General features: G+C 59.7%; 10 protein-coding genes. 6 read left to right on the top strand and 4 right to left on the bottom strand.

The genetic code is table 11. The features are described from left to right. Window positions 1–8: 8 nt before the first annotated feature. Both macA and CGA22_RS14990 read left to right on the top strand, forming a co-directional pair. Complete coding sequence (macA, locus tag CGA22_RS14995; RefSeq protein ID WP_041024116.1) at window positions 9–1,160, top strand: macrolide transporter subunit MacA; 1,152 nt, start codon at window positions 9–11, stop codon at window positions 1,158–1,160. Window positions 1,161–1,162: 2 nt separating this feature from the next. Then, complete coding sequence (locus CGA22_RS14990; RefSeq protein ID WP_041024115.1) at window positions 1,163–3,124, top strand: MacB family efflux pump subunit; 1,962 nt, start codon at window positions 1,163–1,165, stop codon at window positions 3,122–3,124. A 291-nt stretch (window positions 3,125–3,415) separates the two neighbouring features. On the opposite strand, the gene CGA22_RS14985 is transcribed toward CGA22_RS14990, so the two are convergent. Beyond that, window positions 3,416–4,756, bottom strand: a complete 1,341-nt coding sequence (locus tag CGA22_RS14985) for a diaminobutyrate--2-oxoglutarate transaminase family protein (RefSeq protein WP_041024114.1) — start codon at window positions 4,754–4,756, stop codon at window positions 3,416–3,418. A 339-nt stretch (window positions 4,757–5,095) separates the two neighbouring features. Here CGA22_RS14985 and CGA22_RS14980 point away from each other — a divergent pair, with 339 nt between their 5' ends. From CGA22_RS14980 to CGA22_RS14970, 3 genes are read left to right on the top strand one after another with little or no spacing between them, the layout of a single operon-like run. Further along, window positions 5,096–6,526 (top strand): efflux transporter outer membrane subunit, encoded by a 1,431-nt coding sequence (locus tag CGA22_RS14980; RefSeq protein ID WP_041024113.1) that lies wholly within the window; start codon window positions 5,096–5,098, stop codon window positions 6,524–6,526. 8 nt (window positions 6,527–6,534) lie between these two features. Next, window positions 6,535–7,629: an efflux RND transporter periplasmic adaptor subunit gene (locus CGA22_RS14975; RefSeq protein ID WP_041024220.1), complete on the top strand. Its 1,095-nt coding sequence runs from the start codon at window positions 6,535–6,537 to the stop codon at window positions 7,627–7,629. Next, a complete protein-coding gene (locus CGA22_RS14970) occupies window positions 7,626–10,709 on the top strand; it encodes an efflux RND transporter permease subunit (RefSeq protein ID WP_041024112.1) in 3,084 nt (1,027 codons plus the stop codon). The genes CGA22_RS14975 and CGA22_RS14970 overlap by 4 nt, the downstream gene beginning before the upstream one ends. A 57-nt stretch (window positions 10,710–10,766) precedes the next feature. Here the strand turns inward: CGA22_RS14970 and CGA22_RS14965 are convergent, their stop codons facing one another. Both CGA22_RS14965 and CGA22_RS14960 read right to left on the bottom strand, forming a co-directional pair. Continuing rightward, a complete protein-coding gene (locus tag CGA22_RS14965; RefSeq protein ID WP_052435184.1) occupies window positions 10,767–11,633 on the bottom strand; it encodes a helix-turn-helix domain-containing protein in 867 nt (288 codons plus the stop codon). Between the two features lie 32 nt (window positions 11,634–11,665). Further along, window positions 11,666–12,439 carry an acyl-homoserine-lactone synthase gene (locus CGA22_RS14960; RefSeq protein WP_188258633.1) on the bottom strand — a complete coding sequence of 258 codons (774 nt, stop codon included), beginning with the start codon at window positions 12,437–12,439 and terminating at the stop codon, window positions 11,666–11,668. A 590-nt stretch (window positions 12,440–13,029) separates the two neighbouring features. Here CGA22_RS14960 and CGA22_RS14955 point away from each other — a divergent pair. Then, window positions 13,030–13,629: a LysE family translocator gene (locus CGA22_RS14955; protein ID WP_041024218.1), complete on the top strand. Its 600-nt coding sequence runs from the start codon at window positions 13,030–13,032 to the stop codon at window positions 13,627–13,629. Window positions 13,630–13,709: 80 nt separating this feature from the next. Here the strand turns inward: CGA22_RS14955 and CGA22_RS14950 are convergent, their stop codons facing one another. After that, a complete protein-coding gene (locus tag CGA22_RS14950) occupies window positions 13,710–14,438 on the bottom strand; it encodes a LuxR family transcriptional regulator (RefSeq protein ID WP_041024110.1) in 729 nt (242 codons plus the stop codon). Window positions 14,439–14,444 lie beyond the last annotated feature (6 nt).

Raw genomic sequence — 14,444 nt, 5'->3', positions numbered from 1 at the left:
GGTTATTTATGGAAAAGTCTAAGTTTCGAAAAATCGCTATCGTGCTTGTCCTGGTCGTGGTGACCGGCCTGGTTTTCTACAGCGCTCAGTCGCCGGGGAAACCGCCGGAGTACCTGACCGCCACGGTCGAGCGCACTGACATCGAGAACGCGGTGCTGGCCACCGGGACGCTCCAGGGCGTCAAGCAGGTCGATGTCGGGGCCCAGGTGTCCGGGCAACTGAAATCGCTCAAGGTCAAATTGGGCGACAAGGTGAAGAAGGGCCAGTGGCTGGCGGAAATCGACCCGTTGCTGGCGCAGAACGCCTTGCGCCAGGCCCAGGTCAACGAAGAAAACCTGAAGGCGAAGCGACAAGCCACCGCGGCACAACTCAAGGATGCGAAAGCCACCTACGATCGCTATAAGGTGCTGCAACCGGATGACGCGATTTCCAAGCAGGAATACGAGACCGCCGAATCGAACTACAAGGTGGAGGCCGCCAACCTGCTGTCACTCGATGCTCAGATCAAGGACGCGCAGATCCAGGTGGAAACGGCCCGGGTCAACCTGGCCTATACCCACATCGTCGCGCCCATCGATGGCTATGTCGTGGGGATCGTGACCCAGGAAGGCCAGACCGTGATCGCCGAGCAACTGGCGCCCGTGCTGCTGAAGCTGGCCGACCTGGACACCATGACCGTCAAGGCTCAGGTGTCCGAGGCCGATGTGATTCATATCGTGCCCGGGCAGGAGGTGTATTTCACCATCCTCGGTGAAGCGGAAAAACGCTACTACGCCACGCTGCGCGGCACTGAGCCGGCGCCGCAGAACTTCCTCGAGACCCAGAACGCCGGGACGCCCAAGCAGAACACCGCGGTGTTCTACAACAGCCTGTTCGACGTGCCGAACCCCGATCACCGCCTGCGCATTTCGATGACGGCCCAGGTCCGCATTGTCCTGGACAAGGCCAAGGCGGTGCTGACGGTTCCGGTCGCGGCCCTGGGGCCGAGGAACCAGGATGGCAGTTATGTGGTCCGGGTGCTGGACGCCGAAGGCAAGGCCCAACCACGTAACGTCCAGACGGGTATCAACAACAACGTCCGGGCTGAAATCAAGGACGGCCTGGCTGAAGGCGACAAGGTCGTCATCGGTGAGCCCACCCCAGCCGTGGCGGGAGCCTGACCATGACGCGACCACTGTTGGAACTCGAGGGGATCACCCGTAGCTTTCAAGCGGGCGAAAAAGCGTTCATCGCGCTCAAGGACATCAACCTGACGATCAACGCCGGGGAAATCGTGGCGATCACGGGGGCGTCCGGCTCCGGCAAATCCACCCTGATGAATGTGCTCGGCTGCCTCGATCATCCGAGTTCCGGCAGCTATAAAGTGAATGGGCGCGAAACCGGCTCGATGGACGATCACGAGCTGGCGGAGCTGCGTCGCGATCATTTCGGTTTCATCTTCCAACGTTATCACCTGCTGCCACACCTGAGTGCCTTGCATAACGTCGAGATGCCGGCCATCTATGCCGGCGCCGCCGAGTCGCAACGGCACAACCGTGCCGGGGAGTTGCTGGGACGCCTGGGGTTGACCGGGCACCTGGCCAATCGACCCAGCCAGCTTTCCGGCGGGCAGCAGCAGCGGGTGAGTATCGCCCGAGCCTTGATGAACGGGGGCGAGATCATCCTCGCCGACGAACCCACCGGGGCACTGGACACCGCCAGCGGCAAGGAGGTGATGAAGATCCTGCTGGAACTCAACGCGGCGGGGCACACGGTGATCATCGTGACCCACGATGACAAAGTGGCGGCCTACGCCCAACGCATCATCGAGATCCGCGACGGCGAGATCGTCAGCGATCGGGCCAATCCGCAGCGATCCATGGAAGACCAGCCGCCGCAAGGCACGCCACCGGCCAAGGTCAAGCCGTCGAACCGGCTGCTTGCCAGCTTCGGGCTGTTCAGCGAAGCGTTCAACATGGCATGGGTGGCGCTGATCTCACACCGGATGCGAACGCTGCTGACGATGCTGGGTATCATCATCGGTATCACGTCGGTGGTGTCGATCGTGGCCATCGGCGAAGGGGTCAAGCAATATGTCCTCAAGGACATCGAAGCAATCGGCAGCAATACCATCGAGATCATGCCCGGAGCCGACTGGGGCGACAGCCGCTCGACGGCAATCGAAACCCTGGTGCTCTCCGACGTCACGGCGCTGGCCGACCTGTACTACATCGACAGTGCCACCCCCAACCTTGGGCGCAACCTGCTGTTGCGGTACCAGAACATCGACGTCAATGCGACCGTCAACGGTGTGAGCGAGAGTTACTTCCAGGTCCGCGGGATCAAGATCGGCTCAGGCGTAGCGTTCAACAAGGACGATTCCCGGCGGCAGTCGCAAGTGGTGGTGATCGACCATAACACCAGCCAGCGACTGTTCGGCTCGCACACGGATCCGCTGGGCAAGGTGATCCTCGTCGACAACCTGCCTTGCACCGTCATCGGCGTGACCGAGGACCGCAAGAGCGTCTTCAACACCAGCAAGAACCTGAATATCTGGATGCCCTATGAAACGGCGGCGGGGCGCTTGCTGGGCCAGCGTTTCCTGGACAGCGTCACGGTCCGGATTAAGGACGGGCAGCCGAGCAAGCTGGTGGAAGACAACGTGGTCAAGCTGCTGACGCAGCGCCATGGCACCAAGGACTTCTTCACCTACAACCTCGACAGCGTGATGCAGACGGTGCAGAAGACCAGCCAGTCGCTGGCCCTGTTGCTTTCGCTCATCGCGGTCATCTCACTGGTGGTGGGCGGTATCGGCGTGATGAACATCATGCTGGTGTCGGTGACCGAGCGAACCCGTGAAATCGGCATACGCATGGCGGTGGGGGCACGTCAGTCCGACATACGCCAGCAGTTCCTGGTGGAAGCGGTGATGGTGTGCCTGCTCGGAGGGACGATTGGCATCGGTTTGTCGTTCAGCATCGGCTACGTCTTTTCGATCTTCGTCAAGGAATGGCAGATGGTGTTTTCGATGGGATCGATCATCACCGCGGTCGTCTGCTCGACACTCATCGGCATCGTGTTCGGCTTCGTACCTGCACGCAACGCGGCGCGGCTGGATCCGATCAACGCCTTGGCGCGGGATTGAGGTATTCGGGGCCAGCACCGCTGTCCTCTGTGGGAACGAGCTGCTCGCGATAGCGGTAGTGCATCAGCCTCTATGTTGGCTGAGCCGACGCCATCGCGAGCAGGCTCGCTCCCACAGTTATGATTGGGGTTGTTGCGGATATTGCGGTCGGCACAGATCAAGTGTGGGAGCGAGCCTGCTCGCGATAGCGGCGGCTCAGCTTGCACTGATGTTGGATATGCCGCCGCCTTCGCGAGCAAGCCCGCTCCCACAGAGGGGAGCGGGTGTCGGCGTGCTGCAAAGGGTGGTTTTTCAGACTGCTTCGCGTGCCACCTGAGGGCGTGTTTCGACGACTTTTCCGAGTGACTGTTCAAACCGGTCCAGGACCATGTCGACTTCACCCTCGGTGATGGTCAGGGGTGGCAGGAACCTGAGTACCGCGCCGTGGCGTCCTCCGGTTTCCATCATCAAACCATTGTCGAAGCACTTGAGCTTGATCGCATGGGCCAGGGCGCCGTCGGCCTGGCCGGCGCGTTGGGTGGTGGTCGGTTGGGTGATTTCCACGCCGATCATCAAGCCGCGACCGCGGATGTCGCCGATGAAGGAAAACCGCTGCGCGATCTCTTGAAGGCCGTTCTCCAGGCGTTCGCCCATCCGGGCGGCATTGGCGACCAGGTTGTCTTTCCTGATCTGACGCATGGTTGCAGCCCCGGCGACCATCGCTATCTGGTTGCCACGGAACGTCCCGGCATGCATTCCCGGGCCCCAGGTATCCAGGTGTTCGGCATAGACCACGACCGCGAGCGGATAGCCGCCGCCGATGGCTTTTGACAGCACCAGGATGTCCGGCACGATACCCGCGTGCTCGATGGCAAAGGTGCTGCCGGTGCGACCCAGGCCAGTCTGGACTTCGTCGACGATCAACAGGATGTCCTGCTCCAAGGTGATTTCCCGCAGTGCCCGCAGCCAGTTGGCCGAGGCCGGGATACATCCGCCTTCGCCTTGCACCACCTCGACGATCACCGCCGCCGGTTTGGCGACGCCTCCTTCGGGGTCCGACAGCACGGTGCGGATATAGTCGATGGACAATTGATCGGTGTGTTCGCCATCGGTACCGAAGGGGCAGCGGAATCGATAGGGGAACGGCAGGAAATGCGTGCCCTGGGCGATAAGACCGTCACCGGTTTTCGGCGACAGCTTGCCCATCGCCGACAAGGCCCCGGCGGTCATTCCGTGATAGCCGCCGTGAAAAGCCATCAGCGGCGAGCGCCGGGTGTAGTGGCGGGCCAGCTTGATGGCGGCTTCGACGGCATCCGAACCGCTGGGCCCACAGAACAGGATCTTGCTGGTCTCGCGCATGTTCGCCGGCAGCATCGAGAACAGCTCCTGCACGAAGGCATGCTTGGCCGGCGTCGCCAGGTCGAGGGCCTGCTGCAGATGATCGCTGGCGAGAAACGCCATCACGGCGTCCCGGACTTCCGCTGGGTTGTGCCCCAAGGCCAGAGTCCCGGCGTTCGACAGGCAATCGAGAAATTCCTGGCCGCTGGCGTCCTTGATCCGCATCCCCTTGCCGCTGACAAATAGCCGTTGGAAAGTCTGCGCATAGGTTCGCGCATTCGACTCGATATTTTCGAGGTAACTGAGTGCTTCCATGTTCGATCATCCGTTGGCTATGGAAAGGGAGGCGGGCGCAGGACACCCGTAGGCTCTGCGCAAGACCCTGTGGGAGCGAGCCTGCTCGCGATAGCGGTAGGGCAGTCGCATCGAGGGTGCAGGTACCGCCGCTATTGCGAGCAGGCTCGCTCCCACAGGGGGGTATTCGCAGGTCCGGGCCATTTCAGCAGGCCTCTGCATTTATCGCGAGCTTTCTGGCCGGCACCTGTCCCCGTTTCCCACGCCAGACACAAAACCGGCCCCAGGGTTAAATAACCTCATCAAATCTGCCGCGTCCCTGAACGGTTCGTTCACTTTTGCCAGGCCTCCAAAAAACCTATGCATGTCTTCAAGCTCCGGGAAAACCTACTGCTGGCGACTCTGTGTGCGGCGGTGCTGAGCGGCTGCGTATTGGGGCCGGATTATCGGGTGCCCGCCGTTCCGGTCGCGAGCAAATGGCAGGCCCCCTTGCCCCATGGCGCGTCTGTGGCCGCCTTGGCCGACTGGTGGCAGCAGTTCGACGACCCGGCATTGGCCGAGCTGTTGCGCCTGGCCGAAGCCGACAGTCCGTCGATGGACCAGGCGTGGGCCAATATCGCACTGGCACGGGCGACTGCGGACAGTGATGCCGCCGATGCCTTGCCCAAGGTCGATGGCCAGTTATCCAAGGGGCGTGGCGGGCAGCAGACGGGGCCCCAGCGCCTGGGCGGCTCAGGTTCCTCCGCCGCGCTGGACGCGGCGTGGGAGCTCGACCTGTTCGGCAAGCTGCGGCGCAATAACGAAGCCGCCCGCTCACGGGTCGAGGCGCGGGTGGATGACTGGCATGACGCGCGGGTCTCACTGGCGGCACAGGTGGGCGACTACTACGTGCAATACCGTGGCTGCCAGAAACTGGTGCTGGCCTACAGGGATCAGGCCCAGTCGCAACAAGACACGGCGCGCATCACCCGTCAGTCGTTTGGTGCCGGCTTCACATCGTCCGCCGACGCCGCCCTGGCCGATGCCAGTGCCGCCAGCAGCGCGGCAGCTTTGGTCCAGCAGCAAAGCGAATGCGAGGTGCTGCTCAAAAGCCTGGTGGCGTTGACCGGGGGCGATGAGGAGCGGTTGCTCGGCGTGCTCGGCAAGACCCCGGCGCAACTGCCGGAGCCTGCCGGACTCAACGTGCAGCAAATTCCTGCCGACCTGCTGCGCCAGCGCCCGGATGTGGCCTCCAGCGAACGGGAACTGGCGGCGGCGAATGCCGAGATCGGCGTGGCCCAGGCCGACCGACTGCCGAGCCTGAGCCTGTCCGGCACATTTTCGGTCGGCAACACGGTGGGACAACACAACCGCTCCTGGTCGCTGGGTCCGGTGTTGTCGGTGCCCCTGTTCGACGGCGGCAAACGTCGTGCGGCGGTGGACGGTGCCAGGGCTTCTTACGACGCGGCTCTCGCGGTCTATCGCCAGACGCTGCGCACCAGTGTCATGGAGGTCGAACAGGCCTTGGTGCGCCTCGATGCGGCGCGGCGGCGGGAGTCCGATGTTGAGCGTTCCACCGCCGGCTTTCGAGAGTCGTTCGAGGCTATCGACCGCAACTGGCAGGCTGGCAGCGTCAGTCTGCTGGACCGCGAAACTGCACGCCGCCAGGCGCTGACGGCGGAAATCGAATTGATCACCTTGCAACAGGATCAGGTTCGCTACTGGATCGCCCTGTACAAGGCATTGGGCGGCGGATGGCAAACCAGTCAGCCGCTGGCTCGGCACCCGACATCGAACGGAGAGGGCGTGTGAGGCCGACGTTGCGAAAAATCCTGCTGACAATTGCCGTGCTCGCGGTCGTGGCGATCTTGCTGACGTTTCGCCGAGGCGCCGAGCCGGTCGCGGCCGCCCCCAGCATCAGCAGCCTGAGCGTGGAGGTGGTCCAGGTCCGGCCCCAACTCTGGCCGCAACTGCTGTTCGCCAACGGTGCACTGGCACCTTGGCAGGAAGCGGTCATCAATGCCGAGACCAGCGGCCTGCGTATCGCCAGCCTTGAAGCCGATGTGGGCAGCCGGGTAAAGAAGGGGCAATTGCTGGCAACGCTGGCCTCTGACACGGTGCTCGCCGAGGAAAGCAAGCAGAAGGCTTTGGTCGCCCAGGCGGTGGCCAACCTGGAACAGGCCAGGTCCAACGACCGCCGTGCCCGGGTCGTCGGCCAGGGCGGCGCCTTGTCGGAGCAGCAGCGCGAAGACTACCGCATCAAGGTGGCGTTGGCCGAGGCTGACCTGGCCGGGGCCAGGGCGGAACTGCAAAGTACCCGGATCAGACTCCGGCAGACGCGTATCGTGGCGGTGGACGACGGCATCGTCTCCGCGCGCACGGCGCTGCTCGGCAAAGTGTTGTCCGCCGGCGACGAGCTGTTTCGCCTGGTGCGCGACGGTCGCATCGAATGGCAGGCCGAGCTGGATGCCCGCCAGTTGGCCCAGGTGCAGGCCGGTCAGGTTGCCCGGTTGACGTTACCGGGCGGGCAGAGCCTGGAAGGGCAGGTACGGTTGGTGTCGCCTACCTTGAGCACCAAGACCAGCCGGGCCCTGGTGTATATCTCCCTGCCCACCGGCAGTCCCGCCCAGGCCGGCATGTACGCCAGCGGCCAGATCGAACTGGCGCCCCGCGAAGCCCTCACGGTACCGGACACGGCAGTGATCCTGCGTGATGGCCGTTCCTATGTGTTCACCCTCAGCGACGACATGCGCGTGGTCCAGCGACCGGTGGTGGTGGGCAGGCGGATGCACGAGGCTGTGGAGATCCTGAGTGGGCTGGATGATCAGGCGGCCCGTATCGTGCGCGCCGGCGGCGCCTTCCTCAATGACGGCGCGAGTGTGACCCTCGTGCAATCCCAGGTCGCCCAGCCATGAATATTTCAGCCTTGTCGATCCGCTATCCGGTCCCGGCCGTGATGCTGTTCATCCTGCTCACGCTCTTCGGCCTGTTGGGCTTTGGCAAGCTTGCCATCCAGGACTTTCCTGACATGGACCTGCCGGTGGTGGTGATCAGCGCCTCGTTGGAGGGGGCGGCCCCCGAACAACTGGAAACCGAGGTGGCGCGCAAGATCGAGGATAAGCTCACGTCCTTGCGCCTGCTCAAGCACGTGACGACCGTCATCACCGACGGCGCCGTCAGCATCAGCGTCAGTTTCGACATCGATAAGGATGGCAACGAGGCGCTCAACGAAGTGCGCAACGCGGTCGACAGCGCCATGCCGCAATTGCCGGCCAGCCTGGATACACCTTCGGTGTCCCGGCTGACCACCAGTGCATCGCCGCTGCTGACCTATGTCATCGCTTCCGACGTCCTGGACGAGGAAGCGCTGTCGTGGTTTGTCGACAACGAGCTGAGCAAGCAGCTGCTGTCGGTGCCGGGCGTGGCCCTGATTTCACGTATCGGCGGGGTGGATCGGGAGGTCCAGGTCAATCTCGATCCGGCCCTGATGGCCGGGTTGGGCATTCGCGTCGCGGACGTCGCCGGGCAACTGAGGGCGATGCAGAAGGACAATTCCGGTGGCCAGGGCAATCTGGGCAGCGGCCAGCAGGCCGTGCGCACCTTGGGGGCCATCGATGATCCAGCGGCCCTCGGTGCCATCGATATTCCCAGCGGCGATGGGCGTCTGCTGGCGTTGAACCAATTGGCAGAGATTCGCGACACCCATGCCGAGCGCAGCAGCCGGGCTTTTCGCGACGGCAAGCCGGTGATCGGTTTCCAGGTCACCCGCTCACTGGGATTCTCCGATATCGGTGTCGCCAACGACGTGCGCCAGCGCATGGACGAGTTTGTGCAGCAGCATCCCAACGTGCGCATCGACGAGGCCAGCGATACGGTCAAGGCCGTGCTCGCCAACTACCACGACTCGATGAACCTGCTGTACGAAGGCATGTTGCTGGCGGTGCTGGTGGTCTGGTGGTTCCTGCGGGATTGGCGCGCCACGCTGATCGTCGCCACGGCGTTGCCGTTGTCGATCATCCCCACCTTTGGCGTGATGTACCTGGCCGGGTTCACGCTCAACGCCGTCTCCCTGCTGGCCCTGGCGTTGGTCATCGGTGTGTTGGTGGACGATGCCATCGTCGAAATCGAGAACATTGCCCGGCACTTGCGCATGGGCAAGACGCCGCTTCAGGCGGCCACCGAAGCCGCGGATGAGATCGGCCTGGCGGTGCTCGCCACGACCGCCACCCTGGTCGCGGTGTTTCTGCCCACGGCCTTCATGGGCGGGGTGGCTGGCAAACTGTTTCGCCAGTTCGGCGTGACCGCCTCGGTGGCGCTGCTGTTTTCGCTGCTGGTGGCCCGGGTGCTGACCCCGATGATGGCGGCCTATTTCCTCAAGGCCAAGACCGATACCGAGCACGACGGCCCGTTGATGACCCGCTACCTTGGGTGGATCCATGCCAGCCTGTCCCGTCGCAAAACCACGATGGTCCTGGCCAGCCTGTTTTTCATCGGAGCCCTTGCTCTGGTGCCGTTGTTGCCCACCAGCTTCTTGCCAGCCCAGGACGTCGGTCGCAGCCGGATAACCCTGGAGCTGCCTCCCGGCACGACGCTGGAGCAAACCACCGCGATGGCATTGCAGGCCAGCGAAAGACTGAGCGAGATGCCTCCGGTCAAGCATGTGTTCATCTCGGTGGGGACGGCCAGCAGTTCGGGGGCCGGGCCGGCCGATATAACCGGCGCCGGCGACGCCATCCTGACGGTGGATCTGGTGGATCGGAACCAGCGTGATCTCAAACAGGTGCAAGTCGAGGCACAAATGCGCGAGGTGCTGCGTACACTGCCCGGCGTACGGATCAATGTCGGGGGCGACGGGAGCGGTGAGAAGCTCAATATCGTCCTGGCGAGCGACGACGGCGACCTGCTGGAGCGCACGGCGAGCGCGCTGGAACCGCAACTGCGCGAGCTGCACGGGATCGGCAACGTCACCTCCAGCAGCGCCCTGCAACGCCCGGAAATCCAGATGCGCCCAGACTTCGCCCGCGCGGCGGAGCTGGGTATCACCAGCCAGGAAATCGCCGATACCTTGCGCATGGCGACCTACGGCGAATACTCCTCGCAGTTGGGGAAAATCAACTTGTCGCAGCGTCAGGTAGATGTGCGGGTGCGCATGGATTCGCTGCTGCGTGACGATCTGCAGAGCATCAACCAGCTACGGGTGACCGGCCGTGACGGCCAGGTTGCCCTGTCCTCGTTGGGAGAGATCAGCATGGGCAGTGGGCCGGCGCAGATCAGTCGGCTCGATCGCTTGCGCAATATCACCCTGTCCATCGAACTCAACGGGCGCAACCTGGGTGAAGTCATGGCCGAAGCCAGTCAGCTACCGGCGATGCGCAATCTCCCACCCGAGGTAAAAAGGGTGGAGCAGGGCGAGTTGCAACTGATGACTGAATTGTTCGGAAGTTTCAGCCTGGCCATGGCCATCGGTGTGTTCTGTATCTATTCGGTCCTGGTGTTGCTGTTTCACGATTTCCTGCAGCCGGCCACGATTCTTTCGGCACTGCCACTCTCCTTAGGCGGTGCCCTGGTGGCGTTGTTGGTGTGCAATTTCAGCTTCTCCCTGCCATCGGTCATCGGTTTGCTGATGTTGATGGGGATCGTGACCAAGAACTCCATTCTGTTGGTGGAGTACGCGATCATGGCTCGACGCGACTACGGCCTGAGTCGATATGACGCGTTGGTGGATGCTTGCCACAAGCGTGCCCGTCCCATTCTGATGACCACCATCGCAATGGGCGCAGGTATGTTGCCCACCGCGCTGGGCATGGGTGAAGACCCCAGCTTCAGGCAGCCGATGGCCGTGGTGGTGATGGGGGGCTTGCTGACTTCGACGTTGTTGAGTCTGTTGGTGGTGCCGGTGATTTTCACTTATGTCGACGACGTGTTGGAGTGGTTGAAGCACCGCACGCGCAGGACAACGGGGAAGGCAATGGAGGGGGGGGATGCGAGGGTGTAAATCATCCCCCAACACCCGCTCGATTGCAGTGACCGAGCAAAGGTTGGGGGGGACGTTTTATACGGCTTGGCGAATTGCGGGGACACCATTCCACTCGATGCCCGATGGCGTGGCATCCATCGAGTGCATCCAGCGGATGAGCGAGCGGCGTCCACCAATGCCCATTTTTATGGCGGCACGTTTCAGATAACTCTCGACGGTGTTGACTTTCAGGTTGAGTTGTTCAGCCAGCTCCGGGGCCGTGCGGCCGGCCAGTAGACCTACACACACTTCGGTTTCACGGGAGGACAAGCTCAATCCGGACAGTGCCAGTCGGTCGGCGAATCTCTGGCGTAATGCTTCCATCCCGCCGTTTTCCGGACCTTCCAACGGGAGGCAAGCATCCTGTCGGTTGACCTCCGCTGGCACCAGGGCGGCTACATGCTCTTCAACCATGGGCAACAGAAGGCAGGAAAAATCTTTCAGCAGGGCATGCTCCTGTGCCGTGAATCCGCTGGAAAAAGGTGAGCGGTAGACGGAAAGAACATAGCGAATGCCGTTTTTACGGGTGGCCAGGTGCAGTTGAGTGGTGGTGTTGTGACAGGGAAGGTGGCCCGGCTGTTCACGAGTGAGCAGGCAGCGGGAAAAATTGGGGACCTTGTGCGGGGTCGAGTCCTCGAAAAAAATATCATCGGCCAGGATAAAAGGCTTTGCGGTATGAGCATCTATGACTGCGTCGATGCAGGCGCTGTCCATGCCAACGCCGCCAATGCTGGAAGTGCTGGGTTCAGAAATATGGCTCGATCCTATTCTTTGCTCGGTAATATGTGTTGCGTCGACAGGTATTTCGGTAAGTATCAGGTCGTGCAACAAACGAGGAAAGTTGCGGCTTCCAGTACTGGCAATCACTTTGCCAACATGCGGGAATAGTCGTTGTAGGTTCATCCTTTCTCCAATTTCATGCCAGAGTCTTGGTGTTATAGATGCAGCTCAGTGTGCATGTGTTTTTTTGCTGGAATGTTTCGGTCGGTGAATGTTTGGTCAATATTAAAGGGTTTATGGGATGTGTCTGACGAACGGCTGGCCATAAGGAATTGTTCGTGGACGGTGATTGTCTGGATGGCGTTCTTTCTGAGCACTTCTGTATAAGTGTCAATCGTGCAAGGCAGGGTGCCGTAGATGATGGTTTCTCCCTTTGAGCCCAACGCGGTGTTGTGCCTGGCAACGGTCCATCCGGAGCGTTTCAGGATTTTTTCCATCATGGTGTCAACGACAATTTCATAGGTATCTATATTTTGCAGTTGTGCAAACTTTATCATTGACAGGAAAAGTGCCACCGTGCGAACGTCTATGTTGGCCTGGGTGACTTCCGTTGCTGAGGTTTTATCTGCCGAAAGTGCAAATCGGGTGGCTTCCCAACAGTGATTTGAGTGCGGTCGGATGTCGCTCTCGGGAAGAATAAAACTTAGCGCGCCACTCATTAGGGTCGGTTTGTTGGAGGGGCGTAATCGCACACAGCCGGTGACCTGTTCATTGTGGTGAGCATAAATGTAGACTGCGTCAGGATCGTCATATTCGTCCCATTCGTAATCGCTGCCCTGATAACTTTCAATGTCCCACTTCTTTCTATCGATGAAGGCGATTTTACGAATGGCTAGTATCTGCTGTAGCGTCTGGGGTGGGATTTTTGAGTAGGATGCGATGCGGGTAGATACGCCGGAAAAATGATGAATACAGGAGGAGTAGTTCATGAATGACGTTTCTTGGTTGTGGGTGAAGCTACTGTTAACTTTGCACTAAATCATTTCAACTGTCCTAAAGTACAGTGCGTGATTTTGTAGAGTGTATAGTCTAATTAGTTGCTGGATAACTGCGATGAATAGTGTTCGGAAAGAGGATGGGAGAGGGTTGGTTTAGTATCGTCCAGAGTCCAAAAAAGTACCGGATTGAAATAAGCGCTAGATGTCGTTGAGAGGCAACAAGGTGGCGGATCCAGGCAGAGGGTGAAGGTCTGTTTTTTTGACGGCAGCCTAAAGTCTCGATAACACGCTGATAGAACTGGGGTCGAAAAATTGACGCCGGGATCAAGGTAAGTAATCAGTTTGTAATAATGGTATGGAAGCGTTCTTGAATGGCCGGTCACAGCCCTGTTGAAAGTTTAAACGACTGTATGAGTAGTGGGTGGAAAGTACAACGGAGTGCTGGCGTGACTTTAGTGTAACTGCTCTAAGCATGGGAAGATTGGTCTGATGTCATACAACTAAAAAGTTGATGTTGTGTGTAGGAGCCCCTTCCAAACCTGAAAAAATGAGCCGTCGCGGCTCCTGGCATGGATGACCTTATGTCTTATATCGCGTTTTCACTGATGACTGTCCTGCTGGTTCCAGGACCGACAAATTCATTGCTGCTGCAAACCGGAGTAAAGAGAGGGCTGAACGCTCACTCCATGAGGTTTGTCGTGGCGGAATGGCTGGCCTATGTCATTCAGATGACGATATGGGGCGTCTCCATCGATCTGCTGATGACTGAGCACTCCTGGGTGGTCATTGCGACCAAGTTTTTTGCAGTGTGTTTTCTGTTTTATATTTCCTTGAAGCTGTGGTTCTCGGTAAAGGATCCTCTATCGGGTAACTCGGTGGGTATCAATGTACCTGACCTGTTTGTGGCGACGTTGACCAATCCGAAAGGGCTGTTCTTCGTTTCTTTTGTTGCGCCGACCGGAACGTTTTTGTCACTGAGCAACTACATGCCATTCATGATGCTGTTCACAGCTATTATCTTTCCGGTCGGGCTGCTCTGGATCGCGATCGGAGCATTCTGCGGACGTAAACTCCACACTATTGTTTCCGGCCGACTCTTGAGTCGGGCTATTTCGTTGGTGATTGGTTTATTCGCCTGCGGGATGCTTTTCAATATCGCATCACAAGTTGTGTTCGCCTGAGTGTGTTCCGGTAATGTCGGGCATGGCTTCGGGTCTCGATAAGACCGTTGCTGGCATCGTAGGGGGCATGAGGAAGGGGGTTAAACGAAGTTAAGCTGCACCGCTTTGATCATGGCTTGCTTGACATTGGTGCAATCCATTTTCTCGGTCATCTGTTTGGCATGAAACTTCACCGTTCGCTCGGTGATGTTCATGATCAAGCCTATCTCCTTATAGTTTTTTCCCAGTGCCAGCCAGCGCAGGAATTCGATTTCCCGGGGTGACAGTTTCAAGTTGCTTTCGCTGGTGGTTTCCATGGGTCGATATTGATTGGCGATGACGCTGAGAGTTTTGATGATGAACAGGTTCGAGCGGACGATGGTGGGGAAGTCGGGATCATTCTCTTCTGAAGACAGATGAAGGGAGCCGAATGCTCGACCGGGCTCATGGATGGGAACGGTGTAACCCTGTTTGATACCGTAGGAGGCTGACTGGTCGAATATCTCCGGGTTGTTGTCTAGCTCCGCCGGTATTTCATTCCAGAAAAAAGGTATGGCGGTGATGGCCGTGTTAGCCATGACCGGATCCGATTTGTAGAGTGAGTTCTTGCGGTAGGTGTCCACCCATTCGGCTGGGTAGTTGCTATAGATGGAAATCCTGGAGTTGTTGGACGGTGTGGGCTCCAGATGGACGTAGGCGAACTTATCGATCCCCAGCTTGGAGAATATCCATCCCAGTACCTCGGTGTACTCCTCTTCGCTCACGCCTGAGATGTTGTTTTCCACCTCTTGGATTAAATTGAACAGATGACTTGAAGTGGGCTTGAGCATGATGAG

The organism is Pseudomonas sp. PSB18 (assembly GCF_014596565.1).
In the GTDB taxonomy this organism is placed as follows: Bacteria; Pseudomonadota; Gammaproteobacteria; order Pseudomonadales; family Pseudomonadaceae; genus Aquipseudomonas.
Note: the sequence above shows the minus strand (reverse complement) of the source record. Positions and strands in the feature narration are given on the sequence as shown.

Excerpts from the sequence above, each read along its gene's own strand:
- CGA22_RS14980 (WP_041024113.1), top strand. The coding sequence starts at position 5,096 with ATGCATGTCTTCAAGCTCCGGGAAAACCTACTGCTGGCGACTCTGTGT.
- CGA22_RS14955 (WP_041024218.1), top strand. The coding sequence starts at position 13,030 with ATGTCTTATATCGCGTTTTCACTGATGACTGTCCTGCTGGTTCCAGGA.
- CGA22_RS14990 (WP_041024115.1), top strand. The coding sequence starts at position 1,163 with ATGACGCGACCACTGTTGGAACTCGAGGGGATCACCCGTAGCTTTCAA.
- CGA22_RS14985 (WP_041024114.1), bottom strand. The coding sequence starts at position 4,756 with ATGGAAGCACTCAGTTACCTCGAAAATATCGAGTCGAATGCGCGAACC.
- macA (WP_041024116.1), top strand. The coding sequence starts at position 9 with ATGGAAAAGTCTAAGTTTCGAAAAATCGCTATCGTGCTTGTCCTGGTC.
- CGA22_RS14960 (WP_188258633.1), bottom strand. The coding sequence starts at position 12,439 with ATGAACTACTCCTCCTGTATTCATCATTTTTCCGGCGTATCTACCCGC.
- CGA22_RS14965 (WP_052435184.1), bottom strand. The coding sequence starts at position 11,633 with ATGAACCTACAACGACTATTCCCGCATGTTGGCAAAGTGATTGCCAGT.
- CGA22_RS14970 (WP_041024112.1), top strand. The coding sequence starts at position 7,626 with ATGAATATTTCAGCCTTGTCGATCCGCTATCCGGTCCCGGCCGTGATG.
- CGA22_RS14950 (WP_041024110.1), bottom strand. The coding sequence starts at position 14,438 with ATGCTCAAGCCCACTTCAAGTCATCTGTTCAATTTAATCCAAGAGGTG.